25 protein-coding genes and 1 pseudogene are annotated in these 25,606 nt (G+C 33.5%); 11 read left to right on the forward strand and 15 right to left on the reverse strand.

Features of this window, described 5'->3' with window-relative positions; all coding sequences use genetic code 11:
* Positions 1–356, forward strand: a 356-nt coding sequence (locus WBW42_RS04530; RefSeq protein WP_498478424.1) for a transposase, incomplete at its 5' end; no start/stop codon positions are given.
* Between the two features lie 262 nt (positions 357–618).
* On the opposite strand, the pseudogene WBW42_RS04535 reads toward WBW42_RS04530, so the two are convergent.
* A pseudogene (locus WBW42_RS04535) lies at positions 619–837 on the reverse strand (DUF6500 family protein).
* Positions 838–864: 27 nt separating this feature from the next.
* Entirely contained in the window at positions 865–1,200 is a 336-nt protein-coding gene (locus WBW42_RS04540) for a winged helix-turn-helix transcriptional regulator (RefSeq protein ID WP_032057199.1), read from the reverse strand.
* Between the two features lie 116 nt (positions 1,201–1,316).
* Between WBW42_RS04540 and WBW42_RS04545 the strand changes: the two genes are divergently transcribed.
* Entirely contained in the window at positions 1,317–1,874 is a 558-nt protein-coding gene (locus WBW42_RS04545) for an NAD(P)H-dependent oxidoreductase (RefSeq protein ID WP_032057200.1), read from the forward strand.
* 150 nt (positions 1,875–2,024) lie between these two features.
* The gene (locus WBW42_RS04550; RefSeq protein ID WP_001017481.1) at positions 2,025–2,366 is read left to right on the forward strand and encodes a DHCW motif cupin fold protein; all 342 of its coding nucleotides are present in this window, start codon (positions 2,025–2,027) and stop codon (positions 2,364–2,366) included.
* Between the two features lie 380 nt (positions 2,367–2,746).
* Here WBW42_RS04550 and WBW42_RS04555 read toward each other — a convergent pair whose 3' ends face one another.
* From WBW42_RS04555 to WBW42_RS04575, 5 genes are all read right to left on the reverse strand, one after another.
* Positions 2,747–7,012, reverse strand: a complete 4,266-nt coding sequence (locus tag WBW42_RS04555; RefSeq protein WP_032057202.1) for an AMP-binding protein — start codon at positions 7,010–7,012, stop codon at positions 2,747–2,749.
* A gap of 86 nt (positions 7,013–7,098) precedes the next feature.
* Positions 7,099–7,635 (reverse strand): YbhB/YbcL family Raf kinase inhibitor-like protein, encoded by a 537-nt coding sequence (locus tag WBW42_RS04560; RefSeq protein ID WP_017481767.1) that lies wholly within the window; start codon positions 7,633–7,635, stop codon positions 7,099–7,101.
* Positions 7,636–7,741: 106 nt separating this feature from the next.
* The gene (locus WBW42_RS04565; RefSeq protein ID WP_228130718.1) at positions 7,742–8,479 is read right to left on the reverse strand and encodes a 4'-phosphopantetheinyl transferase family protein; all 738 of its coding nucleotides are present in this window, start codon (positions 8,477–8,479) and stop codon (positions 7,742–7,744) included.
* Between the two features lie 55 nt (positions 8,480–8,534).
* The gene (gene elbB / locus WBW42_RS04570; RefSeq protein WP_017481765.1) at positions 8,535–9,197 is read right to left on the reverse strand and encodes an isoprenoid biosynthesis glyoxalase ElbB; all 663 of its coding nucleotides are present in this window, start codon (positions 9,195–9,197) and stop codon (positions 8,535–8,537) included.
* A gap of 91 nt (positions 9,198–9,288) precedes the next feature.
* A complete protein-coding gene (locus tag WBW42_RS04575; RefSeq protein WP_032057204.1) occupies positions 9,289–10,101 on the reverse strand; it encodes a helix-turn-helix transcriptional regulator in 813 nt (270 codons plus the stop codon).
* Positions 10,102–10,739: 638 nt separating this feature from the next.
* On the opposite strand from WBW42_RS04575, the gene WBW42_RS04580 reads away from it, so the two are divergent.
* From WBW42_RS04580 to WBW42_RS04590, 3 genes are all read left to right on the forward strand, one after another.
* Positions 10,740–12,209 (forward strand): hypothetical protein, encoded by a 1,470-nt coding sequence (locus tag WBW42_RS04580; RefSeq protein WP_498478429.1) that lies wholly within the window; start codon positions 10,740–10,742, stop codon positions 12,207–12,209.
* Positions 12,210–12,584: 375 nt separating this feature from the next.
* Positions 12,585–13,457: a YagK/YfjJ domain-containing protein gene (locus WBW42_RS04585; RefSeq protein ID WP_498478431.1), complete on the forward strand. Its 873-nt coding sequence runs from the start codon at positions 12,585–12,587 to the stop codon at positions 13,455–13,457.
* A 99-nt stretch (positions 13,458–13,556) separates the two neighbouring features.
* Positions 13,557–13,829 (forward strand): hypothetical protein, encoded by a 273-nt coding sequence (locus WBW42_RS04590; RefSeq protein WP_498478433.1) that lies wholly within the window; start codon positions 13,557–13,559, stop codon positions 13,827–13,829.
* Positions 13,830–13,925: 96 nt separating this feature from the next.
* Here WBW42_RS04590 and WBW42_RS04595 read toward each other — a convergent pair whose 3' ends face one another.
* On the reverse strand, positions 13,926–14,660 hold the full coding sequence (locus WBW42_RS04595) for a hypothetical protein (protein WP_498478435.1): 735 nt from the start codon (positions 14,658–14,660) through the stop codon (positions 13,926–13,928).
* Positions 14,661–14,730: 70 nt separating this feature from the next.
* Complete coding sequence (locus WBW42_RS04600) at positions 14,731–15,375, reverse strand: DUF805 domain-containing protein (RefSeq protein ID WP_498478437.1); 645 nt, start codon at positions 15,373–15,375, stop codon at positions 14,731–14,733.
* A 922-nt stretch (positions 15,376–16,297) separates the two neighbouring features.
* Between WBW42_RS04600 and WBW42_RS04605 the strand changes: the two genes are divergently transcribed.
* The 3 genes from WBW42_RS04605 to WBW42_RS04615 all read left to right on the forward strand — a co-directional run bounded on the left by WBW42_RS04605 (position 16,298) and on the right by WBW42_RS04615 (position 19,244).
* Entirely contained in the window at positions 16,298–17,638 is a 1,341-nt protein-coding gene (locus WBW42_RS04605; RefSeq protein ID WP_498478439.1) for a hypothetical protein, read from the forward strand.
* 242 nt (positions 17,639–17,880) lie between these two features.
* A complete protein-coding gene (locus WBW42_RS04610) occupies positions 17,881–18,918 on the forward strand; it encodes a DUF932 domain-containing protein (protein ID WP_498478441.1) in 1,038 nt (345 codons plus the stop codon).
* Positions 18,919–19,010: 92 nt separating this feature from the next.
* Positions 19,011–19,244 (forward strand): helix-turn-helix transcriptional regulator, encoded by a 234-nt coding sequence (locus WBW42_RS04615; RefSeq protein WP_498478443.1) that lies wholly within the window; start codon positions 19,011–19,013, stop codon positions 19,242–19,244.
* A gap of 228 nt (positions 19,245–19,472) precedes the next feature.
* Here WBW42_RS04615 and acpS read toward each other — a convergent pair whose 3' ends face one another.
* From acpS to WBW42_RS04645, 6 genes are all read right to left on the reverse strand, one after another.
* Entirely contained in the window at positions 19,473–19,862 is a 390-nt protein-coding gene (acpS, locus tag WBW42_RS04620) for a holo-ACP synthase (protein ID WP_032000881.1), read from the reverse strand.
* Between the two features lie 29 nt (positions 19,863–19,891).
* Complete coding sequence (locus WBW42_RS04625) at positions 19,892–20,929, reverse strand: nucleotide kinase domain-containing protein (protein ID WP_209796560.1); 1,038 nt, start codon at positions 20,927–20,929, stop codon at positions 19,892–19,894.
* Positions 20,930–21,052: 123 nt separating this feature from the next.
* Entirely contained in the window at positions 21,053–21,838 is a 786-nt protein-coding gene (locus WBW42_RS04630) for a thymidylate synthase family protein (RefSeq protein ID WP_209796550.1), read from the reverse strand.
* On the reverse strand, positions 21,831–22,667 hold the full coding sequence (locus WBW42_RS04635; protein ID WP_498478446.1) for an ImmA/IrrE family metallo-endopeptidase: 837 nt from the start codon (positions 22,665–22,667) through the stop codon (positions 21,831–21,833). The genes WBW42_RS04630 and WBW42_RS04635 overlap by 8 nt, the downstream gene beginning before the upstream one ends.
* Before the next feature lie 51 nt (positions 22,668–22,718).
* Positions 22,719–23,069, reverse strand: a complete 351-nt coding sequence (locus WBW42_RS04640) for a helix-turn-helix domain-containing protein (protein ID WP_032001047.1) — start codon at positions 23,067–23,069, stop codon at positions 22,719–22,721.
* On the reverse strand, positions 23,066–23,380 hold the full coding sequence (locus WBW42_RS04645) for a hypothetical protein (protein WP_209796546.1): 315 nt from the start codon (positions 23,378–23,380) through the stop codon (positions 23,066–23,068). Before WBW42_RS04645 ends, WBW42_RS04640 begins: the two co-directional genes overlap by 4 nt.
* A gap of 194 nt (positions 23,381–23,574) precedes the next feature.
* Here WBW42_RS04645 and WBW42_RS04650 point away from each other — a divergent pair, with 194 nt between their 5' ends.
* Positions 23,575–24,894, forward strand: coding sequence for a hypothetical protein (locus tag WBW42_RS04650; RefSeq protein ID WP_465086456.1), 1,320 nt, complete (start codon positions 23,575–23,577; stop codon positions 24,892–24,894).
* Entirely contained in the window at positions 24,894–25,604 is a 711-nt protein-coding gene (locus WBW42_RS04655; protein ID WP_050675323.1) for a dCTP deaminase domain-containing protein, read from the forward strand. The genes WBW42_RS04650 and WBW42_RS04655 overlap by 1 nt, the downstream gene beginning before the upstream one ends.
* Positions 25,605–25,606 lie beyond the last annotated feature (2 nt).

Below are 25,606 nucleotides of genomic sequence, written 5' to 3' on the forward strand. Positions count from 1 at the left end.
TAGAAACATTAAATGAAGCTATTGAAAAATATGGTCGACCTGAAATATTTAATACAGACCAAGGCAGTCAGTTTACCAGTGATGCATTTATTGATGTATTGAAATCAAATGGCATTCAAATCAGTATGGATGGTAAAGGTCGATGGGTTGATAATGTGATGGTTGAACGATTATGGCGGAGCGTTAAATATGAAGAGGTGTATCTCAAAGCCTACAGCAATGTTTTGGATGCGAAGAAGCAATTAAACGCATATTTTGAATTTTATAATTTGAAACGACCTCATTCGAGTCTGGACAAAATGACTCCAGATGAGTTTTACTATGACCAGCTACCACAACAAAATAAGGTAGCTTAACTAGAGCAGAGTATCACTTATAAATAAGCTTTTAGTTGTTCAAACATGTGGGACCACCTCTAAGTAAAACTATTAAAAATATATAGGTTAAAAATTTCATATTTATTAATATCATAAAGTTAATATCTTATAGTTTATCAGAGATGATTGAATTATTTTATATTTAAGCTTTTAATTCAGATATTCTATTTTTTATCGAAACTAAGACGATTTATAACGAATGAAAGACTGTTCCCTTTTTAACAGCCTTTCATTCTAATTTCTATCGTTCACTCAAAACCAACTGCTTAATCTTAACAGCCTTCTCGAAGTGATCTAGCTTATGCAACATAATCCACCAATGGGCTGCTTCCATCAGTAACTCAGGGTTATCATTCTTATTTTAAAAAAAAGCATAAAAAGACAGACCAACATTGCCTCCCTTCTTTTCAATTTTATCGTCGCATCCCTTAATAAAAATTTCTCTTAATTCATTTCTCATAATTAGTATCACTTCAAGTCTATAAAACTAAGACGACTTATTACGTTCGCCCCAATCGCACATCATGTCTAATAAAGGAATCAAAGACTGTCCTCTTTCTGAAAGGCGATACTCAACTTTTGGGGGAATTTGAGGATATTCCTTACGAATAATAAGCTGGTCTCTTTCTAACTCTTTAAGTGTATTGCTCAGTGTTCTAAACGAAATATTGCCAATACAGCGTTGCATCTCATTAAAACGCATGACATTTTTTTCATACAGCCAATACATAATAATCATTTTATATTTGCCATTAATTAAAGAAAGGGTGTAGCCGAAACCTGTCTCTTCTAATGGCGTATGTGATGGAACGCATTCAGTCATTTTTAAAATCTACACTATCTTTTAGTATAGTATATAACATAAATTACCGTACTTATATTTAGGAAAGTACACTTCTATAATCGATTTATCAACTTTTCGATAAGAGTGTTTTCATAATGAAAAAGACATTAGTCATTGTTACCCATCCTCACATAGACCAGTCTGTTGTAAATAAAAGATGGGTAGAGGAACTAGAAAAACATCCAGACCAATTTATGGTTCACCAGATTTATCAAGCCTACCCAGATGGAATGATTGATGTTGCCAAAGAACAAGCACTTGTAGAAGAACACGAAAATTTAGTATTTCAATTTCCAGTGTATTGGTTTAATTGCCCACCGCTTTTGAAACAATGGCTTGATGAAGTTTTGACCTATGGCTGGGCATATGGTTCAACAGGCGACAAACTTAAAAATAAGAAATTTATGTTGGCTGTGTCTGCTGGTGTGAAAGAAAAGGTCTATTCAGAGTATGGTGAATATAAGCTTTCTTTAGAGCAGATTTTTACTCCATTTAAGCTAACAGCTTTATATGTTGGCGCGGACTACCAACCGCTTCATGCATTCTATGGTTTAGATACAAACCCTTCTGAAGACGACGATGTTCCGACTCATCAAGACATCGAAAATAATGCGATTGAGTATGTTCAGAAGTTATTAGCGTTGTCTGAGTAAGTTTAAAGAGGGGAAGGCCTGAACGTGAGGTTTGGGTCTTTTCAAAGTGGAAAATAGTTTTGTTATCTTTCTGATTTTTTAATAAACAGTTTGCAAAAATCAAATTTGTCTATAAGTTGAAAAATACAATAATACGTCTTTGGAAAAATTATGAATATCGCGCCTTTTCCATTTCAAATTACAAACTGGGAAGAAATTGAAGTCACTGAATATAGCGGTGAAACAGGAAAAGCTTATTGGAAAACTCAATTTTTTGGTGAAGAAACAAATAAAATTAGAGTAAGACTTGTTGAGTACTCAGCAAATTACTTAGCTGACCATTGGTGTGAAAAAGGGCACATATTATTTTGCCTAGAAGGCGAGTTAGAAAGTAGATTGAAAGACGGAAGAACATTTACCTTAACGTCAGGTATGAGTTATCAAGTCGGGGATAACTCCGAACCACACCAGTCTTTTAGCCTGAATGGTGCGAAGTTACTTATCGTTGATTAGATTTATTTTTTAAATTAGTTGCTTATATTAAAAAATTAGTTAAGGCTGGCTGAGCTAGATAAAAGATTAAAAATCTTCTGTCTATTAAGATATATCGAGGATTGAATATTTTAAACATCATTCATCTAACAGTCTTATACTTTAATTCAAAAAAATTATCTGAATTGATAGATTTAGCTCAGATAGAATTTATTAGAATCATTGATCCAGAACTAGCTATCTACTTATAACAGAAGATATCGCTACAAAAGGTCAAGTTTAAAGATAGGAAACCTAAACGAGGGTGGTAATAAGATTATTTAATATTTATGCCTAATAAAAGGAGATCTAAAAACTTTAGATCTCCTTTTGTCATAGAAACAACTTTTCAGACAATTAATCTAAATTGTATTTTGTTTATAAGCAATTTCTATCAATTCAGATTCCTCTTCTTCATTGAGCTTTCTTTGAATTAATTCAATAATTTCATTCAAATCTTGAGCTGCTATAACTTCTGAAACTGAAAGAGACAAGTTGTAATTAAATGAAGAAAACTCAGTTTCAAGCGCACTAATAAATCTAACAGTACCAAGGGAGGCCAAGCCATTATCATTTAAACCAAGATCTCTGCTAACTTCCAAGCCAGCTATATTAGTAGCCGTTTTTAATACGATATTAGCAATATCTAAGGCAGGTTGTTCCTTTAGTTTTTGTTTTCTGGCTATTCCCAAAAGTTTCGAATAAATGTTATGAAGTAAGCTATCAAATGGTTGAACTAACTTTGCAAAGAGAACAACTAAACCTACAAGATAGAAGTACTCATACCATTCTACAGGAACCGGTTCTGGGCTAAACCAATAGAAACTCTTACGATGTTCCCACCAGTTCCACCAATGTCCATGACGTGTAATCGCATAGTACCATTGCCCCACCATTTGATGAAATAGAAAACAAGCATAAGCTGTAGGAGCAAGAAATTGAGATAAAGGGCGTGCTCTTAAAATTCTAGCTGTTAGACCTTTTCCTGTACTAATTGCAAAAATCCATAGGAGAGTTAGAGGTGCAAATGAACGACTATAAATTTCGTCCCAAATTCGATTCGTAATTCCTGGATCAGCATAACTATTTGCCTCTTCAGGTCTCATGAAATAAAAGTCTACAGGAACTTTTGTAATTTCAGGGGTTAAATGAAAATAACCCTGCGAAACATGAGCAGCCGCAACACAAAGAATAATTATAGTAATACTATCTGCAATATAACCCCAAATTTGAGAACGTTTTTGTTCAGTTGGTCTAATTGCATCATATAAAAAAGCGGCTCCGATCCCTAATAAGAAATATATCATCCAGAAAGGCGCGAACAAGTAAAACCCTAGTCCAACAGCATTATCTTTACCAGCTTCTAGTATTTGAGATGCGGAAGGCGTTGTCTTAATTCCCGTAATAGTGTCAAAAGGTCCATATCCCACAAAATCAATAGCATACCCATACCAGAAACCCCATAGGATAATCATATTGATAATTAGTCCAACACCTATGTAAAGTAATATTTTATTTATATTACCTCTATTCTTGTAGAGTGCATTATAGGCCAGTGGAAAAACAACTAGGCACTGGAAATACATGGAGATAAACCATAAATAGAATCCTATAAACCAGCTTGCTCCCCAGAGTGGTGTTGCTTGAAGTCCAGTTAAATAAATTATTAATGATGAAATTACATTACCAGTCCATGAACTTTCTATTAATGGTGTACCTTGACAATATGGAGCCGTGCTATGTAAAGATGCCCAAGAAAAATTAGAAATGAAAGTTGAAGGTTCACAACTAACGAAGAGATTCGCCATTGCAAATATAATTGCCAATACATATAAAGGATACATTACAGCAATTTTTGATTTCACAAACGCGAATTTCTTTTGGATTAAACTAGGCATTAATATAGCTAAGGAAAAACCAGCTAATATAAAGAAACTGTTAACATGCCATTGGAATTGACGTAAATTATTAAAAGCATCCCATGAATTATTAGACCCAAAATGCATGAACATAACATAACATGCGAGAATGAATCTAAATCCTGCTATTGAGTCCCAATCTACCTTAGGTTTATCCGGTGAAATATTTTTAGTTAATATTTCTTTATTTGTATTTAAGCTGGAATTGGCTGGGGATTGGGTTGTAGTAATCTGAAGTGCTTGTGCCATGGAGTTGCGTTTGTATTTCTTGCTATTGGTCATTGGCAAATCTGTTTTGTTTGCGGTAGTCCATATAGAAGGAATTTTATGAATAGCAACTCCCTGTTCAATTAAAAATTTTCTTAATTGACCTGCCCATGTTTTTAAATTTTCCTTATCAAATTTGGGGTCGGAAGAAACAATTACGCAGCCAACTTCTTCTCCATAAATCTCAGAAGGAACGGGGAAGCAGATTGCAAGATCAATACCCGCGTAACCGATTAATTTATCTTCTATTTCACTTGGAGAGATTTGTTCTCCACCTCGTTTAATTAATTCTTTGGAACGACCCTTTAATGTCAAGTTACCGAGATTATCTATTTGTCCCAAATCTCCCGTTAAAAACCAAACCTGTTCTTTAATTGCATTTGGTAACTTCATTAAAAATCTAGAATTTTGATTAGCTTCTAAATTATCCTTGTATCCTGAAAAAACTGTATCTCCTGAAATAGCAATTTCACCAGTAACTCCGTATGGTTGTGGGAGTAGAGTTTCTGAATTAACAATTATTAAAGAAGCGATTAGTGGTACACCAACAGAACCTTCTTGAATATCCCAACTCATTTCGGTTTGGATAGGCTGCGAAATTGGCATTAATTCTGACATGCTATATGTAGGTAGGACAGGACAGTCATAAGTGCGCATTAGTGCAATTCGATCTTCTTCCCTAAGAGCTGCAGCGCCTGAACGTATTAGCCTTAAATTATGTTCAGTCCATATTCCATCTTCATTCAAATACTTTTCATTATTTTGCTTAAGATATTGTAAGGTAGCAACATGAATGGTGGGTACGCTAGAATACCATGTAGGTTGAGGGCTTGATTCTTTTAAAGCTTCAACCATTAATTGTGGATTGTATAGACCGTCACATGTAATTGCAGCACCAACTGATAAACTAGCTAGAATTGAAGCTGATATTCCTCCGATATGATCTAATGGCATCACGCTATAAGTAATATCAAACTCATTAATTCCAATACTATTCGCTAAGATCGTGCTATTTAGAACTAAATCCTTTTGTTTTAGAGGAACAATTTTTGGAGTAGAGGTAGTTCCAGAAGTTCGTAATAATAAACAGTCATTTTCTGCAGATGACAATAAAGGAGGTAAAGATTCAAAATCTTTTAATGAGTTTTTAAATCTAAATAGGCCAGGAGCCTCATTACCTAGTATTTGAACATAGTGGAGTTGTTTACTAAGTTCAGCACAATATTTCTCACAAGCAGTAATCACACTTTTGGCATTTACATTTTCAAAAATTACAATGTGATCTACTTGGAGTTGTTTTAAGGCTTCTAGTGTCTCGTTTTCTGTCATCGTTACAGAAAGAGGGACTGCACATGCCTGAGCTGCTATTGTAAGAAAAGTAACAGCACTTTCAGCACTACCACCTGGAGGGGCTACATAAGCTATAATTTCGTTGTCTTTAACCCCTATTCTTCGAAGATCACCTTCACCCTTTGGGCTAAGAAATGCTAGCATCTGACCATATGTAGTACATAAACTTTGATCATTATTACGTGCATGCCTAAATAATGGCGCAGTAGATGTCCTTTTAAATAGTAAATCTACAATAGTATGTGGCTGATCTTTAGTACTAATATATACTTGAGTTGCTTGGTACTCATCGAAAACTTCTAAAGAGCTAAAGGTGCAAGATGGTCTCAGCATACTGTTCGAACTGTTTTTTGGTACTTTATTTTCAAGCGACTCTTTTATACTTTTTTTAATATGATCCGGTACATTACTATTAATTTCATGTCCACCATCTAAATATATTACTTGACTTATAATACTGCTATTTTCTAGAACAAAATTTTCAGAATAACTTTTTTGAACATCATGTTTTCCGATTAAATAAATAATACTTTGTGTTTTAAAATCATCTTTTCTTTTCGATAGACCTGCTAATCTACGAAGCTCTGAGATTGAGAGAGTAGAACCAACACATGCATAAATTAAATTTTTAAAAGGAAGTTGTGTAGAAATATCAAAAGACAACTCTCTTCCTAAATGACTTTTTACTGCTTCAAGCAAAATGGGATCATTCGGTAGATTGTTGATTAAATCAATAATATAACCGCCTTGACTAAAACCATAACCTATATCAAATGGGCCATATTTTTCAATAACTACTAAAACTTTTATAATAGCTTCACAAATATTTTTTAAAAGAATTTCGCTATTAACTTCATGCCATTGAGCTTTAGGTGGTAACCAAGAATACCATTCTTCATTAATAATATTTGTTAATTCGGATAAACTAACTTCTGGTGTATCCACAGAAATAACACCATTAATATAGGTTATACTATAATTTTCATTAACAATTCCTAAATTTTGAAGTTGAAGCTCCGTAACTAATTTATTACTCCCCATTCCATGAAGAGCTAAAACTTTTTGTTGCACCGGTATTTCTTTATCAAACATTGTAGTTTCCGTTTTTAAAGAGATTTTTATAAAAACAAAAAATTTATAGTTTCATGGGGAAGAAAATCCCCATGAAACTATTATTCTTACTTTTGATAAAGAGCAACGATAGTGCTAGATGCCAAAGAGTGAGCTTTTACCATATAGCCTGTTAATGCTGCTGAAGCATTAGGTGGTAAATCTAGTTTTTCCGAAAGTGCATAAACAGTAAATTGATAGTGATGGATACCATGACCTTTAGGTGGGCAAGCACCACCAAAACCTGTTTGGCCATAATCATTTTTAATTTCAATTACATCTTTATTATTAAAATGTCCTGTACCAGAAGAAACAGAAGTGACTTCTAAAGGGATATTTACTGCCTGCCAGTGCCACCAGCCACTACCTGAAGGAGCATCTGGATCATAAGCCATAATTGCGTAGGCCTTAGTACCACTTGGTGCTCCACTCCATGATAATTGAGGAGATTTATTGCCTCCTTCACAACCAAAACCTTGAAACTCTTGGTCCTTTTTCATAAATTTATTAGCTGTAATATCACTACTTTTGAGCTGAAATTCTGCAGCCGATAAATGTGTGCATGTAATTAAAGGTAAAAGAAAAGCTAGAGCAATTTTATTCATGAGAATCTTGACTCAAAAAAAGGTAAAAAATTCTAATATTTATTATTATTTAATTTTATCTACAATAAATCACTTTTTAGCTTAAATTAATCAAAATCGCTATTTGTTAGTTAATTAGACAAGTTATAACGTGTTTTTTATAAATTTTTGCTTTAACAAGGACTTCTCTTCTAAATGTACTATACTCTTTTTCTAAGCGGAATTTCATTATGATTGTATTGCCTCTAGTGTATGCCTTGTATAATTTAAAATTATTAAAATCGATCTTATTCTGTAAATAGTAAAAGAATGCCTTGAATATAGTTTCTTTTGCAGAAAATATACATGTTGCTGCTAAAAGATAATCAATCCCTGAGTTTTTAATTATTTTTAACTCTTGATAAGTATAAATTTTATCGTGTAATGCGAAAAAATCTAATTTACTAATGATAGGTTCTATATCAATCCCTAAGAAATTTACATTTTTTGATTGAGTAGCTATACATATTGCAATATTTTCACTGTGTGTTATTGAACCTATTATATTTAATGGGAAAATTGGTTCTTTGAATTTTCCTATTTCGACTTTTTGATAGAAGTAATCTTTCCTTATGGCAGATAATACTAACTGTGAAGCATAACGTCCTGCTAAAAATTCACTTTTTCTTTTTACTGTACATGGACTTAAACTATCAGGAAAAAAAATTGACATTTGATTAAACATTTGAATGTCAAATTCTTTAAATTCAAACTCACAATAGCCCATATATAAATTTAAATTCTGATTATAAAAAACCTTGTGTTTTTTTATAAAATAATTGGGAAGCGAACGATTACTATAGAAATTTAAGAAATTATTTAACACTATAAAATCATATCTTTATATTAAGTTTAGGGATAGCTGACCTATCCCTAAAATATTAATGTGCTAGGTCCTTTATTTCTTTAACTAACTTTGTAATACCTTGATATATATCTTTTAAGCTAGCTTTATCATCCATATAGGCAGGAGTAGTAACAAATAAATTTTGTTTATCTACTACACAGTCTGAGGTTTGACAGACATGGTGAATCGAGCCTGTTTTTTCAATTTCTTTAGCAATATTATCGTCAGAACCTAACGTAATATTTGGGTGTAAGTCTCCAAATGTAAGCGCCAAGAGCGCAGGAGAAATACATACTGCTCCGATAGGTTTCTTACTTTGGTGGAACGCTTTTAAAATTGAATTAATTTCAGAGTGTACACTTGCCTCTGCCCCTTTAAAGGCAAAAGTTGATAAATTTTTTGCGACTCCAAACCCACCCGGAAGTAAAAGACCGTCAAATTCACTTTTATCAAGTTTATCGAGTGATGAAATTTCACCACGGGCAATTCTTGCCGCTTCTTGTAAAATATTTCTGCTTTCAGCAGTATTTACTTCACCCTTTACATGATTCACAACATGAAACAAAGGTTCATCGGGTGCAAAAATTTGATATTCAATATTTGCTGCATCTAAAGCTAAGAGGGTTAAAACAGATTCTCTAATTTCAGAACCATCTAAATAACCACAACCCGATAAAATTACTGCTACTTTTTTCATCTACTTTCTTAAGAACCTTTTTTTAAGTGTGCAAAAGATCTTAAGTTTTCTTCCTGAAAAATTTTATACGCAGAATTGCCATAAATTCGCCTTAAGTGAGCATTTTGGTTTTACGTAGCTCACGAGGGGTAAGCCCAAACAAACTTTTAAATTGTTCTGTAAATCTAGATTGAGATTGATAGCCACATTGAAATGCAATGTCTCCAATACTTGTATTAGAGGTTTGAATTAGATGTAGGCCATATCCTAACCTCACTCTATTTCGGATGGCTTGAATACTATTTCCTTCGTTTTTAAGTTTTCTTCTTAGAGTGGAAGAGCTCATAAAAAGCTGAGAGGCAATGAATTCAACTGTTAATTCTGTAGATAAATGATCAGAAATTAATGACTGAACCTTCTCAGTTAAACTTGTATTTTTATTCATATTGGAAATATCCGTATAACCTGAATAATAAATAAGTTCTAAAAGCTCTCTTTTTCTAAACTTAAATGCAGAAGATGGGGCAATTGATGAGAAGTCTATAAATTGATGTAAAGCACTTTCTAAAAGAGGATTAAGTTGACCTTGAACATAATTTTTAGGGTTTCCTGAAGTCTTAGGAAGTTCATTAAAGTCTTCAAATTCAAAATCTATGAGAAGAGCATAATATTCCTCTTGATTTGGAATATTACGCATATCAATGCTTGAGCTATTAGAAAGAAATATAAAAGAACCTGAAAAACATTCTATATCACCTCTACTACCAAGTTCTTTTACACCCTTTAAAATCACTATAAGTAAAGGTTTTGCAATAGGAACATTTTTAATTCTTTGTTCTTGATAAGCAGAATAAATGGAAAAAGGTAATTTTACATAAGAATGATAGTTAATAGCTTTCTTAGTTGATGAAATCAGGTTATCCATAATAAATTATATACGCATTAAACATAATTTGTAGACAGATAAGCAGGGGGATAGAAAATGTTCTTATAATTATAATATATTTTATTTTAATATGAAACTAATAGATGAGGTAAAATAAAATTATTGTATATAAAAAAGCCTAAACCCATTAGGTTTAAGCCTCTTTAAATTTCAATTCTGGCGGTGAGAGAGGGAAATAACTTTTAGCATTAAAATTTTGATAATTAATAAGTAAATGAAATAGAATTTTGTGTTTTACCCCCAGTTATACCCCCAACTGATAGGAGGTAGGTGCGTGTTAACCGAGCTGTTAGGTTGTAGTTTAACATAAGTCATGTAAGAACTTATTTGCTTTTATTAGAATCATTATTTTTCTAATGAATGATCATTGCACTGTATGAATAGAATAAATTTACTATACTTTTGTTTAGATAAGCACATTCTTTAAGAACACCCTAATAGGGTGTTTTTTATGCTGTTCTTTTAGATTATATATAATTTGATAGCTTATATATCTTGGAATAAGTAAGAAAAAACCATGGAATAAGTATAAAAAACCTTAGGAATTAGTGTCTTAAATATATGGAATAAGTATACTAAAAATTAGTAATATTATAGTTAGTAATAAGGAGTTTCACTTGGAGAAGGGTAGGGTGTATGGCGAAAAACAGTCTCAAGAATCTGAATTAAACTGGCAGAATATTAAACAGGAAGCTTCTCATGAAGAGTTAGCTAATTTGATCGTTGCAAAGTTATTAAGTAATGAAAGTATAAAGCACTTAACTTCTCTTACTAAGAAAGAAAAACATCAAATAGGCCGTGAAACCTCTAATAATTCGAACTCTGTTGAGCGCAGCAATAAGCGATTAAGTTTTTTATCTAAAGTCTCAGATGAAAAGCATTTAGTTATTTTTGAAAAAAAATTCACATTTATCCAAAGCTATTTGGATGGAGTGGAGATAGCAAATCAAGAGCTTTATGAGGATTTTCAGTTATATGGCTTTCCTGAAAAGCGAATAATAAAAGAAGATCAAGTTGATTTAGCTCAAAAAGTTCTTGATAGTTATAAAATAAGTTTGCTTAATCGTATAGAAAAATTCATGTTGGTACTAGCTTTAAAACCACTACCTGCATTTATTGAGGAAAATATAGATGAGCAGAGAGTATTGCAAGGGTTTGATAGAAGTATTACTTCTATCGGGAAAGAGTTCATTTATTTATTATCAAAATACGAAACGATTAGTAGATTTGATCATGAATATTTGACTGTTAGTGTTAAAATTTTTGTCTCTTTTATTATAAATAGATTAAATCCAAAAAGTAGAAACTGTGAATTTTATTTGGATACAGATATCTCTAAAGAATCTATTTATGAACTAAATAATTTACTCTTTATGCTAAGAAAAGCTTTTATTCAAGGCCGTTATGATAGTGTTTCAGTCGGTGCTCTGAAAGGATTTTATAGGAATGGAATGGGGCCGCAATTTCGTAACTACGCGGAGCTTTATAAAAATCTTCAAAATTTAGAAATTAAAGCAGAAAAGATGAGGCTAAGATTAAAACCTCACAAAACGAAGGATGTTGCAGTCTATAGATTTCAGCTAGAAATTTTCGAAAATAGCGAATCCGTTCGACATAATTTCTTTGGTGTTTTTCTTACCTCGTTAATTAAAAAAGCAAAACAGCCAAATGGTTTGATAGGATTGATTGACCATATCTACTTATGGAAAGAATTGGAGTCCTCAACATTACAATTGGACATTATTTTATTTTTTGATGCAAATGCACTGGCAGTTCATAAAGATGAATCTTATTTATTCGGCTCGATAAAAAATAATTTTGAAAAACTAATAGGCACTCTTCTTGATAAGAAAAATAGTGGTCAAGAAGCTAATGATCATATTAAGCATAATTTTAGTGTTACCCAGATTCCTATTCTGTACAAATTTTTACCAGAAAAAGTCTTATTACTGGAAAGTCGGAATCCAAGATGGAAAGAAATCGAAGGTAAGCTTATTCCCTATTTCCTTATTATGGCTGGCGTTTATGAACGAAGTTTTAAGGATAAAATTACAAATCGAATTGGTGGAGGCAGAAATATAACATAAGCTATTTTAGGCTAGAGAGAAGCATTTCCACTGCATCTTAAAAAGTTTGTAGCATCGGATAACTGAACAAGCTTTAATTACTATTTTATAAGCTCGATTTGCTGATATATTGAATCTGAGCTTATAAAAAACTTCATTATCAATAGAGATGTTCTTCCAGAAGGAGTTATCACAATGGTGTAATGACTTAGTTAATACATACCAACATATTCAATATCGAATCTCTAAATCAAAGCCTATATCTATAACCCTATTATCTATCTACTTAAAACCTATTACATAATCACATTACTTCACCATGATCTTAAAACCTTTAGGTAATTAATAACACCATAGCCACTTCATGTAGTCCTAAACAACTACAGGTAAGTGAACATGAATCTAAACCAAAATGAAATCAACGAAGCAGCCTTACTGATCGCAATTGAAAGCTTTGTCCTAACCACTCTTGACGCTTCAAAACAGCCAAGATCATTTTATAAAACCTTCACAGACCTTCTCGTAGACTTTGATCAAGTTTATAACCCTGACTTTAGTTATACCTGCTTAATCGATCTCTTTTGCAGTTTGCTCCATGACTACGATCTGCAATATGAAACCTCATTATCACTTTACAATCGCTTGAAACGAACAACCTTTAAAGACTGGCAAGCTTATTTCAATCAAGCTAGAGCCGATCACCTGAATGAATTACGCCAACATCGTCATAACGAAAAATTAAATGCTGCCAAGCTTGATAAGCGCCTTGAAGAAATATTGAAAAGCTATTCTGCCGTGCTGGTGGTACGGGTTGATTTAGCCTATGTGGTTAGTCCAGATATTGAACAGGTGGATAATGATTTAGAAATACTTAGAAGAAAGATCAAGCGTTCTGAATATGGAAAGGATGTATTGCTACTGGTATGGGCATTAGAGCATGGGGAGAAGAAAGGATACCATTGCCATATTGCATTGATCTTTAATGAGCGTAAGCGCACGAGTGCATGGAATATTGCTAAGGCTGTGGGGGAGTTATGGGAAGATGTTACAAGGGATGAAGGGAGTTACTTTAATTGCCATGATCGTAGGTACTTAAAGCAATACGAAGAGCAAGGTACTTTAGGGGTTGGCATTATCTATAGCGAGGTTGATTATCAGGTGCGAAGAATGCGTTCAACGCTATCTTATTTAGCACGGCCTGAAAAAGAACAATTCCTTCGAGTAAAAACAACGGGGAAGATGCGTACCTTTGGCATGTCACAGCATTAATTGGAATCATACACAGATATGTACCATCTAGATGAGAAACATCTTCTCTTTATTGGCTTATCGCATCGTTAAGCCTTTTCTATTTCAGAGGTATATCTTATGAACATTACTTGCCCAAACTGCCATTCAGAACATGTCATCCGTGTAGTACAAAATAACGCTTCACAGGCAGGGAATCAAAGTCTGGCATCATCAGCTTCGTTTGCTACGATGGGTGCAGCATTATCCAAGAGCATGCCTATTTCACCTATACTGGGGGGAATCGCAGGAGCCGTAGTTGGTGGTTTATTAGGTTCAATATTTGGTTCTGGTTCTACTGCATCAATGCAATCTCATTTTCAATGTCAGGGTTGTGGGTTTACTTTTTATTAAAGAAGAGAAAATGAATTAAGGGAGGATAAACCTCCCTAAACTTTACATTAAGGAATGTTCGTTAAAGAAGACTTAAGTGTTTAAAGCAATCCGCTTTTATGAACCGAACTTCCAATCTCCTTGATCAGTGGAAACGACTATTTCAATAATCTTTGCACGACCACAATTGTTCGTATCTACGGACATTGTTTGCCCGAAGCCTAGTCGTCTTGGCGTAGTTATTTTTTGGTATAAAGGGCAATTACCACGGTTGACCGTGACATTTGAAACAGAGACATCATCTACAAGAGATTGAACCTTAATGATTGACATGAATGAGTGATGTGGATTTTCTTCTACTACAACTTTTACGGGTGAGCTTTCTGGTAAATTGGAAGCTGTCTCATTTTGATTTTGAGAATGATTGCCACGCTCAATGATGTTAAAGCACTCGTCATTTAACGTAGATTCAATACCTTTGGTTTTCTTGTTCCATGAAAGTTGCTGGTTGTCACACCCATAAACATCATCTGAGTGATTGTCTAAGAATCGAATGTTCCATGTGTAAAGAAAAAGATCAGGAGATTGCTGGCGCAAGAATCTGACATTATCTACCGTAAAGGCTGTATAACTGTCAGGGTATTTTTGATCAAGTAGGTGCTGTAAAGTTTCTTTGCCATAAGTGGCAATGTCATTTTTGCCCTGTTCAATGAACTGTTGTGAATCAGTCGTATTGGTTTTAACTGCTTCAGTTTGAGCAGTATTTGAAGAAGTCTTCTCTGTCGATTCATTTTTAGTGCAAGCTTGCATTAAGCAACTTACAAGCAAAGTAATAATGATTTTATTATTCATAGTGTTTCCTAAAGCGCGTACTTCCATTAAATGCAGAAGTGATGGTTGTTATTGGGATGTCATTGAGTAATTATGCTTTGGGTGATTCGCCATATTGATTTGCTGATGGATTACCTTCTTGTGTTGCCCAAAACAGCAGCAGTAGAACCCCTACAATTGGTACTAAGGCAATTAACATCCACCAACCTGAACGATCAATGTCATGTAGCCGTCTTACATTGACAGCAATATTCGGAATCAATGTAATCAGCATAGCGAGTGTGGCTAAGTCTTCATTCATGAAGCTTAAAAGTAGGCTTAATAGCACACAGAATAATTCGAAATACCAGAACTCACGTCGTCTTGCACGGCCTTTGAAATCTGCAAATTTTTTAAAGCAAGTAAGAATGGCTTTTTGATAGTTGTCTTCACCTTGTTCCCATTTTCTAAAAGCCTCCTTAGCTTTATGTGAACTTTCCTGACCAGCAGGAGTAATATATGAAGAGTTATTTTGAATTGGTGTATTCACTATGGCAGGAATTGGGTTGGCTGTTATTTCAAGATAAACCCCTGTTGCTTGGCCCTCAGCATTTATCTCAAAATCAACTTCATAGCCACGGACAGGTGCTTGAGTTTCTTTCCACTCACTGCCTACAAAGCTATAGCGTTTGTGATCTTCGCCTGTAATGATCCCAGTATTACTCTGGATTGAAAAATCAAGAATTCTACCTTTCATTGTTATGTCCTTGTTTTAGGTATTGGATAAATTGATACCGAAGTGAGAGGTGTATTCACCTAAATTGGTTTAACCATCACTTCATGCCACAACACCAAACAGCTTTTATTTCCTGTCCAAGCTCTACAAGGGAATTACTCTTACCCCACAAAATAAGAAGGCTGGTAAACTTCACAAGCTGTTAAACCCCAACTCCTATAAGGTATACAGAACATTTTCACAGGGCGTATTTATCCCTACTTCTTGAAGCATAAGCAGAATAAAAGTTGATTGTGTTGGTGTATAAAGATTTTGTTATTAGCCGAATGGCTTATCTTTCAAGAGACAGGAGTATAAAGGCATTCTGCCATCGAATAGATCGACGAAAGCAACGAACGATGTCTTAAAACAGGAATTGAAATTAGTCATGGTAACCACTCCTATATAGATAAGAAGTTCTACCAGACATGATTTAATGATTAATGGTGGCAGAACGAAAGAGGGTTGACAGACTGATAGTAAAGAACCAGCACGCACAAGGCGTCCCTCTTCCGTCCTACCGCAACAAAAAAGAGGGACGGGTGTATATACATCGAAAAACAAGTTTTCAATGCACTTTACTATTCGGCCTGTCAAAGCCGACTGGCAATGTAGGCCAGTAGAGGAATGATAATCTGTGAAAAGGAAGGAGTCAATTTAGGTCAGGACTTCTCTTTAGAGAAAATAAAAAAAACATTTCTGGAGCTTTTAATATCTGAATATACATAATTCTTTGTAGAAAATCTTTAATAGACGTTATTAGGTTCAGAGCTAATTTATAATAGAGAAAATTATTTGTTATTAGGCCCATAAGGCTAAAAGCTTGTTTTTTTGTTTTATTAAATAATAATTAATTATGATATAAAATTAATTAACAATTACCAAGAATTAAGATTGAGAGCTTATGACTGAACTAATAGATAAGAATCATTCTCGTAATAAAGTAGCAGAGTTAAACTTTAATTCAGTCGAGTCAGTAGATTTGGAAAATAAAATAAAAGTAGATTCGAAAAGCTTACCTCTGTTCAATCAGCTTCTTCAATTTGCTCCTGATATTGCTATAGCAAAAGAAATTTCTACTAATACATATATGCGAGTAATAGCTAATGGAAATTTAATCAATGCAAAAGATGGTAGTGGAAAACTTGGATTGGTATTAGGTGATAAGGGAATAACCTCGCATGCAAGACTACTTGATCCTGAGCATTTGAAAAATCTGTTCACTACTGGAGTTGCTTTTAAAGCAGTATCAATGGCAGTTGGTCAAGCGCATTTAGCAGAGATATCCTCTCAACTAAAAAAAATGAATACTAAAGTTGCTGAAATTAAGCAATTTTTAGATGATGAGCGCGCTAGTAAAATTGCAGCAATAGATCATTATTTCGATGAATATTTTCTTTCAGCTAATAATTCATTTAACTTGTCATCTGTGCGTAGAGTTCAAATAGAGCAGGATAGTAGAGAAATTGATGCGATTTTATTGCATTTAACAAAAGAAATTAAGCATTCAATCAATGCGTTGGAAAATCTAATTGATGATTCAATATTTGGTAGCGATAAATATTTCGAGACCCTATCAAATAAGCTGGATTCGCATTTATCCATTCTCGGACAATGGTTTATGGTTGCTAGGGTCAAAGCAAAAGCGATACAAACTTTATTGCTTAGTAATGAATTTGATCTATTTAGCCAAAGAAAGAATGATTTTGTAAATCAAATTAATAATCTTAATAAGTGTGAAATAGCAGAATTGAGAGAAATTTGGATTAAGCGAATAAACTCTTTTGATGCAAAGTTAAGTTCCGACAAACACTTAGCCTTAAAAAGAAACAAACTTAGAGCTAAACTAACTCTATTCTTAGAAAATATTAATGACTTCATTTCTTATATAAACTTAACAATAAATGACATGGATGGTAATTATGATCAAGGTGAAATTCTATTAGAAATAATTCAGGGTGAACTGGTTAATGCTTATTTACCTGAACCTAATTTAGAGTTGATGGCACAATTCAAAAATAGCTTTTTAAAGAATCTTGGTAAAAGGGATGATCAATTTGAGCTAGTTCCAGCTTCATTCAGTGATGATATTTTGGTCGAGAAAAAGGCAATTGAAGATTTAAAAGATGAACAAAGAAAAGAAGCAATAAAGAACTCTGTATCTGAGTCTTTAGAATCAACGAAAGAAATAGTAAATGATGTTGGTAATAAAATCGGTGGAGTATTAAAGAAGTTCAAATGGTAAATTGAGAAATGATTCATGAAACCTTTGAAAAGCTAAAATCTTTCATCAGTATTTAAATAGAATTTTTTAAGAAAATTTGATAGATCTAAATAAATTTCAGTTATGTAACATCTATTTGAATCACTGTATTCGAAAGCAAATTAATATTTTTCTCACATCGGCCTGCTACTACAGCAGGCCTTTTTTTATGCACGAAATCTGAATTGAAAATATTCAAAATTATTCTCTATAAGGAAAACTGTATGGCACATCAAATAGAAACCATGGCATTTGTTGGCGACACCCCGTGGCATGGATTAGGCAATCCACTCAGTCCAAATCAGCCGATAGAAGTATGGGCACAACAAGCAGGCATGGACTGGCGTATAGAGTCATCTAATGTCAGCTATATGGCAAAGAATGAGCGTGGGCAAAATATCCTTATGCCGTATGAGGAACAGCGTGTTTTATATCGTTCAGATACCCATGCACCACTATCCGTTGTAAGTCAACGTTTTCAGGAAGTACAACCTAAAGAGATTTTAGAATTTTACCGTGATTTGACGGAACAATCTGGTTTTGAGTTGGAAACAGCGGGTGTACTGAAAGGTGGGCGTAAATTTTGGGCGTTGGCTCGTACTGGGCAATCGGCAGCCTTGAAAGGCAAGGATGTGAGTAATGGCTATATTTTGTTAGCAACAGCATGTGACGGCACACTTGCAACCACGGCTCAATTTACATCTATACGTGTCGTATGTAACAACACTTTGGCAATTGCTTTGAAAGGACAGAACTCCAATGCAGGAGTCGTGAAAGTTCCACATAGTACCAAGTTTGATGCTGAGAGGGTTAAGCAACAACTTGGTATTTCAGTGCGTGCATGGGATGAACACATTTATGAAATGAAGCAACTCAGCCAGCGTAAAGTAACCCAGAGTGAAGCTGCTGCTTACTTCGATGCGGTGTTTAATAACACGACGATGAGTGCTACAGATCAGGAGGAAAGTATTATTCAGTATTATCTTAAAGCAGCATCTATGGATAAAAAATCAAACTCTAAATCTGAACCGAATGGACGAGCAATGTCTAAAGTTATGGAAATGTTTAACGGACAAGGGCGAGGAGCTGAGTTAGCTTCAGCTAAAGATACGGCTTATGGACTGCTTTGTTCAATAACCGAATTTGTAGATCATGAACGCCGTGCAATGAGTATTGACCACAGAATTGATTCTGCATGGTTCGGTGCAGGTGCAATGATGAAGCAACGTGGCTTAGAGCAAGTTTTACGATTGATCGTTTGAGATATTTCGCCTAAGTGGAAAGTGGTTTTTTACAGGAATGACCTATTGTTTGAGCGAAATGCGCTCGCTTCAATGAGTAGGAGAAAAACATCATGAATGCGTTCACAGGTCAAACTTTTCAGATGATCCAAATCATTAATATTAAGCATGTGGTTGAATTTACAGCTCTTAGTAAGTCAAAAATTTATGAGATGATTAATAAAGAATCGAAGTACTACGATCCTACATTTCCTAAACCTGTACGGTTAACAGAAATGCGTATTGGTTGGTCTGCTTGGGAAATTCATCAGTGGATTGAGGCTAAGTTAGAACAACGAGAGGAATAGGGGGCTTTGGCTCCCTTATTTTCTTGGTTAAATTCCAAATATCACCTAAACTATATCTAAATTTTTACGTATTACATTGTAATTTTTGTCTTTTTGAAAATTGAAAGGAGTTTAATTTTGGGCTTTTTCCTAAATTTATTGTTAACCGAAAATTATATATCCTTTTAAATTTATTACTAAAACTAGAAGTCATAATTATAAAAAACTATTATAGTGAACAATGTTAATTCATACTGAGGTTCCAATTACACTCGCAATTACCGTAGTGCGAGAATGACTAGTACTTACACACCAAGATTTAATACCTCTTTCCATTTGTATTTCCTTTAATTTCCTATGTAATTCAATCGATAATGATCCAGATGGTTCAGTGATAACTTCGATATCAGTAAAGGCTACCCCATTTCCCCAGCCAACTTTTAATGCTTTCATTACGGCTTCTTTGACGGCAAAACGTGAGGAAAACTTTTCCACCTTATTGATATTATCTTTTACTAGTGATTGCTCTTTTTTAGTAAAGTAGACATTTCTAAACTGGTTAGGAAAGTTATTAAATATTTTAGAAAAATCTTCTAAATCTAAAAGATCAATTCCATGACAAATAATGTATTGGCTCATCAAAACTATCTCATTTACCATATAGAATCTTAGTCTATAAAGATCTTGGGTTTTATTTCGTTACTTCTTAAATAATCATCAATCTTCTCGTTGATATTCCATTTGGGAGGAAACCAAGGAGGGGATAGAGGTCCGGTTGAAATATATTTTTGCTTGATCCGTGTTCTTCCAGAGATGCCTAGAATCTCCGGATGAGCAAGTCGTGAATATTTGTCAACTTCACAAAATAAATTTTGGCAATCAATTAATTGTAAAGGACGTCCCCATAAAGAGTTAAATTTTAGATTTAATCTATCAAACTCTTCTTCTTGATGGATTGCCATATACTTTATTAATTCAGGTTCACTTAACCCTGCATGATGTTTAAAACATTTTTTTAATCCATCCCGTGCACCGGGGCCTGGAATAACAAAATCCATTTCAGAAAAGTCTGTTATTTCACTATAATTAATATCTGTAATAAATTGATAAGCTAAAAAATCCCCTATCGTTGGATAGCTTTTAATTAGTTCAAAGGCACTTTGCATTTTTTTTAACTTTGCAATTTTTTCTCCTACTTTATCCGCCATCATTACTTCTAGTAATTTTAAATGGTTTTGATGTTTTTGAGCATATCCGTAAGCTATCTTTCCAGGAGGCATGATGTAGGCTGCTGAATAGATTCTTTTACCTTTCAACATTGCTTTTTTTAGAATAGAGTCATACTTATCAAAATTATAATCTTTAAATGTAACTGTCTCTAATGAGTTTTCAAGGAGCTGCCAAGTTTCTATTTTATTAAAAAACTTAAATAGCATAATTCTAAAAAAAACCTCCTCATTTGAGGTTGGTAAATCTTCTCGATAAATTACATTTTTAATTAAATACTGACTAACTCTATCCGCTGCTCTATAGGCATTAGTAAATTTATGAACTTGTATTATAGGATCAGATGTCCATGGAGCATTCTGCTTATTAAGTCTGTCAAAATAAATTTTTTGCCGTTCAGCAGCAAACCTCCAGTAAGTATCATATACAGGTGATACTTGGAGAGGTAATAAGTGAGAATGTGATTTATCCGTAATCATGATTTTTTTCTCTGTCCATTCGCCCTTATTACTAATTTCAGGATTAAAGTATGTATTAAGGGGAGAATTCACAGTAGACTCTGGCCGCTAAGATATGGGATAAATAATTTATCCAGATAAGGATCAATTTTTCAATTGCGCTAACGCAACTAAATTTTTTAATTGTACATCATTCTTTGGTATTTTTTCTAATTTTGCTATGCCTACGAATACATTAACTTTATACAGAGGCATGTTTATCTCATGTGCTATGAAAGCTCCTAATTGAGATATACCTAAATAGTTCCCATAAGCTTTTATAAAAAGCTGTTGAGTGGCATAAAAAGCATTAACTACTAACCCTTCTTCGGTCGGCTCGAAACTCATGTGCTGCATACATGGAAATTGTAATTGTGCTGTAGCTACATGGTCCTTGTAAGGATCAAAGATACTAGCCTGTAGCATTGAACGGCGAACCCCTTTTCTTGAGTTTTGTTGAGAGATAATCCATTCTAATTGATTTATTCTATTGACATCATTTCCATAGTTAATTAGACGTTCAAAGTAAGAACCTCTATTGTTCTCGCGAGGATTATAATTTTTATAACTTTCAAATACTTTTAAGTACCTAATATAAAGTTTGTGTCTATCACTCCCACAAGTTTGCCATAATATTTTAGGAAATATAGTATTTGCAACGTCTTCAATTTTTCGAAATTTTCTTTGAGTTAATAAATTATTTAGCTCTTCTGAAAATCCTTCAATTTCATTAGGTTGCCCATTAATATCAAAACCTGTTAATGATAAAATTAATGGAGTAATTTCATTTTGAGGGTGTTCTTGTATGTGTAGAATGATTTTTGCCCATGCTCTTGACAGATTATCATCAACTATATGAACTGAACCCAGTTGACTAGAGTACTTACTCATCAAGATCCTCCTCCAAGTGCCTAAATTTTGCTAACCCTAAGTATTTAGGAGGTGCAATTCTCACAATCGTAGCCCACGATGTGCCAGGAATAGCAATACGAGTTATGCCACATTTTATTGCACGATAAACTTTCCCAAATTTATTTTCACTATGTAGTGATAACATATTTACATCTACAAAAGTACCATGAGGTATAAGAACAAGGGCTCCTTTCTCCATGTCCAAGACTTCATTATTCCAGTATATATCTGTGAATATCAGAGGTTCAGACACTTCAATACCTAATACTTGTGTCCTTATCATTTTAGGCGTAATTTTTCCGAGTTTATCTCGATGAGCTTTTGTTATTAAATTTATACCATATGCTAAGTGATTTACTAAAGTAGATTGCCCAACTCCAAAATTACAAGCTATGGCATACATGTCTAATGCTGTTGCTTGATTTACTGATATTTTTCTTTTTGCAAATGCCTCTTTGATACCTAATGTTGGCATTAGAATATTTGATGCAAATGCATCAGCAAGAATTTCATTAGGATGTTGCTGAATATTGTTGATCTGTGACTGGAGTTCATCAATTGTTGAGCCATGTCCAAATAAATGATGCCCTAGCTCATGGGCGCATGTGAAAGCTCTCCTTCCCAAAGGCCTTAATGCTGATAAATGTATTCTAGGTTTAGGCTTGCGATCGTACATTCCTTCCATGTTAATATCATTAAAACGTACAATTACATTTTCTATTTCACATAATTTATAGATACAAATAGGTGACTTGACATCGAAGCCTGCTTTAATTCTTGTTTTTAAAGCAAGGTGCATTCCTTGCATAAACAATTCTTGTCTATTGAATGAGATTGTATTCATTAACAGCCTATTAGTTTATTTAGAAGAATCACGCATTGAGGCAAGTAGTCGTAATAGTCGCTCCAAATCATCATCGTTTAACTTGCTTAATTCTCTAGCAGCTAACTGAAGTCTTGGATCATCAATGTTTAAGGACTCTTCAGTTTCGCCAACAAGCCAACTTACAGTTACATCATATATGTCAGCAAAAACTTTTAACTCATCCGAGGTAACTCGTCGATTTCCTGCTTCAATCTCTGAAATTGTAGGTCGATGTAAGTTAACCATTTTTGCAACATGCCCTTGTGTAAGTCCAGCTGCTTTTCGCGCTTCTTTCAATCGAGAAGCAAGTTTTAAGCGAGTATCATCTCTGTTTTCAACATTCATTGAAGATAAACCTTCTTAGTTTCAATTTCGATTGTGTTCTCTACCAAAGAGAGAACTTTATTGACAATTTCAGAGATATCTAATGAATCACAACTATCTTCCTTTTTAAAAATATTCACATCATTAGGAAGGTCAATACCTAACTTTTCACCAATTAAACATACGGCAATAGGCCATACTTTGCTGTCGAATTGAGGTAGATCCGCTAAAGGGGTAGTGTTCTTTGTTAAGGGTGGACACTCTAATCCACTAACTAGTTGAATTTCCTGTAATGTACTTATTAATGCAGCTTCAATATCTTTTTTGGTCATCTGAGCCTCACATTTCTTTTGGTAAGATAATCTTACATCCTTTATGTAAGATTATCTTACCAAAAGTAAGAATACAAGATCTATGTTTAAAAAATATACTTGTGATGTCTGAGCTTTTTAATTAATTTATATATAGAAAATTAAGTTATTGATTTGTTAGAATTATAAAAATTATTAGTATATGAAAAATTCAAATGAACTGGACTGAAAGTATAGTTTTCTTAATCAACTTTATTTTTTTATTTCCAATAATTATATATGTATTTTGTACATTTAATTTACTGATATTGAAGTATAATATTGGTGGTTTAGATAAATATCTCAACTTAGGAGAGCAGAGTAAACTTATAAAAACCTATAGTGAAAAGTATCTCGATATAAAAAAAGATCGCGAAAAACTGCTTCGCGAAGTATATGCACAGCAGTTGACAACTCATCCTAATGTAAGTGCTAGGTTTGTCTCATATTGTATTCGGAGAGAGATTCCTAATCTGAACTTTATCTTTTATTTATTTAATCTCTGTCATTCATCTGTCTATTTAATAGATAGTAAAGGAGAGCATTCCTTACGTTTGAAATGTAAAAGAAGCGATATGTATATTGCTTTTATACTCGGCAATATAGGTTTGTTAAGTTATGCAGTTATATTTGTATACTTTTTATCTTCAAGTTTGACATCAACAGGAGGGTGGATTCTTAATGTGATGATAAGTATAGGGATAACTTTTCTATCGATTAAAAATTATAAAACTTTTTGCCTCATTTTTCTAGTAAATCAACTCGATGATGTGGTCTATGGGGGCTTATCTAAATTTGAAAAAACATGCTATATTTCGTGGTGTAGTCGTCTATTTGATACTATATGTTGTAGAAATAGGAAACAAAATATGTCAGCCTTTGAAAGTCTTAAAAATCTAGAATATAAGCAATTACAGCATGATGATCGTTACCATAAAGATATTTGGGTGCTTAGTACACAGGGTAAAGTAAGGCATATGGCTGCTCATATTGGTAAATATAGTAGCCAAGTTCTCAGTGCTGTTCGAAATGGTCAAGATGAAGAAAAAATTAAAAATAAAGTAATAGATTCACTAATTATAAACCTTTCTTATGCAAACATTTTCTTATGTTTAATAAGTGAGCATTTGGAGAAAAAAAATACAAGTGATCAAGCCACACTAGATGAGTTGATTCATTCTATTGGGCAGCTTTACATTGAGCAAAAACGTTATGAGGGGAGGAGTGATTGTGGTTTAGAATTGGCTATGGATTTTTGTGTTCTTTCAGGTGAAATATTAAAAACAGTAGAGTCAATGGATCATATGGAAATACATCCATATAGAGAGAGTTTTAATGAATATTCTTTATCTATATTTAAAATACTATCGGGGTTATGTAAAAAATATGAAATTAATGATATCGCAATGAAGATTGAAACTAGGTTGCTTGCGGTAGAAAAAAGAAACCCTTATTTTTCTCGTTTAGGGAATCATAAAGAAGGATATTTACAGTAATGTTTTGGAGTGGGTATAAACTAAAAAAGAATATAGAAATTCTTTTACCCGATTATAAGGGCATTGATAATATTGATTGTGCTTCTATAGCTTTGACGATCGGTAGAGAGGTTTATATTACACCTAGTTCGGATGCAGATACTAAAGTCAAGAAAATACTTACAGATGAGGATCCACAGTTTGTAATTCCTAAAGGACAATTTGCATTACTTATTACGGAAGAGATTGTACAGGTCCCTATAGAAGCAATAGCTTTTATCTCTTTTAAAGCTAAATATAAGTATAAAGGCTTAATTAATGTTTCTGGATTTCATGTTGATCCTGGTTGGAGTGGACGTTTAACTTTTTCTGTTTATAATGCGGGCCCTAGTGATGTTGTTCTTGAGAAAGGTAACCCTTTTGCCTTAATTTGGTATGCAGACTTAGATAGGGCTGGGGCAAATCAAGCAGAATATAAAGACTATTTCAAGGATGAGCCGCCTGTTCTAACAATTACTAGTAATAAGGTCTCAGATATGTCTGGTGATATCTTTTCACCTTTTAAGTTAAAGAAAGAAATTGATGACATAAAGGAAAAATACAATAAAGAAATTATTGATCTAAAAAAAGAGGTCAATGCTATTGAAGGTAAATTACTACTCCGCACTGGTTTATTGATTTTCACATTTATATCACTGATCTTAGTTGTAATTAAGCAGACAAGTCATTAAGT

Source organism: Acinetobacter sp. LT1 (genome assembly GCF_059800965.1).

Bases quoted from the DNA above. Each gene is read 5' to 3' on its own strand.
- WBW42_RS04625 (WP_209796560.1), bottom strand. From the start codon at position 20,929: ATGATTACGGATAAATCACATTCTCACTTATTACCTCTCCAAGTATCA.
- WBW42_RS04545 (WP_032057200.1), top strand. From the start codon at position 1,317: ATGAAAAAGACATTAGTCATTGTTACCCATCCTCACATAGACCAGTCT.
- WBW42_RS04615 (WP_498478443.1), top strand. From the start codon at position 19,011: ATGAATGCGTTCACAGGTCAAACTTTTCAGATGATCCAAATCATTAAT.
- WBW42_RS04585 (WP_498478431.1), top strand. From the start codon at position 12,585: ATGAATCTAAACCAAAATGAAATCAACGAAGCAGCCTTACTGATCGCA.
- acpS (WP_032000881.1), bottom strand. From the start codon at position 19,862: ATGAGCCAATACATTATTTGTCATGGAATTGATCTTTTAGATTTAGAA.
- elbB (WP_017481765.1), bottom strand. From the start codon at position 9,197: ATGAAAAAAGTAGCAGTAATTTTATCGGGTTGTGGTTATTTAGATGGT.
- WBW42_RS04610 (WP_498478441.1), top strand. From the start codon at position 17,881: ATGGCACATCAAATAGAAACCATGGCATTTGTTGGCGACACCCCGTGG.
- WBW42_RS04655 (WP_050675323.1), top strand. From the start codon at position 24,894: ATGTTTTGGAGTGGGTATAAACTAAAAAAGAATATAGAAATTCTTTTA.
- WBW42_RS04635 (WP_498478446.1), bottom strand. From the start codon at position 22,667: ATGCAAGGAATGCACCTTGCTTTAAAAACAAGAATTAAAGCAGGCTTC.
- WBW42_RS04605 (WP_498478439.1), top strand. From the start codon at position 16,298: ATGACTGAACTAATAGATAAGAATCATTCTCGTAATAAAGTAGCAGAG.
- WBW42_RS04555 (WP_032057202.1), bottom strand. From the start codon at position 7,012: ATGTTTGATAAAGAAATACCGGTGCAACAAAAAGTTTTAGCTCTTCAT.
- WBW42_RS04650 (WP_465086456.1), top strand. From the start codon at position 23,575: ATGAACTGGACTGAAAGTATAGTTTTCTTAATCAACTTTATTTTTTTA.
- WBW42_RS04575 (WP_032057204.1), bottom strand. From the start codon at position 10,101: ATGGATAACCTGATTTCATCAACTAAGAAAGCTATTAACTATCATTCT.
- WBW42_RS04540 (WP_032057199.1), bottom strand. From the start codon at position 1,200: ATGACTGAATGCGTTCCATCACATACGCCATTAGAAGAGACAGGTTTC.
- WBW42_RS04590 (WP_498478433.1), top strand. From the start codon at position 13,557: ATGAACATTACTTGCCCAAACTGCCATTCAGAACATGTCATCCGTGTA.
- WBW42_RS04550 (WP_001017481.1), top strand. From the start codon at position 2,025: ATGAATATCGCGCCTTTTCCATTTCAAATTACAAACTGGGAAGAAATT.
- WBW42_RS04560 (WP_017481767.1), bottom strand. From the start codon at position 7,635: ATGAATAAAATTGCTCTAGCTTTTCTTTTACCTTTAATTACATGCACA.
- WBW42_RS04595 (WP_498478435.1), bottom strand. From the start codon at position 14,660: ATGAATAATAAAATCATTATTACTTTGCTTGTAAGTTGCTTAATGCAA.
- WBW42_RS04630 (WP_209796550.1), bottom strand. From the start codon at position 21,838: ATGAGTAAGTACTCTAGTCAACTGGGTTCAGTTCATATAGTTGATGAT.
- WBW42_RS04645 (WP_209796546.1), bottom strand. From the start codon at position 23,380: ATGACCAAAAAAGATATTGAAGCTGCATTAATAAGTACATTACAGGAA.
- WBW42_RS04600 (WP_498478437.1), bottom strand. From the start codon at position 15,375: ATGAAAGGTAGAATTCTTGATTTTTCAATCCAGAGTAATACTGGGATC.
- WBW42_RS04640 (WP_032001047.1), bottom strand. From the start codon at position 23,069: ATGAATGTTGAAAACAGAGATGATACTCGCTTAAAACTTGCTTCTCGA.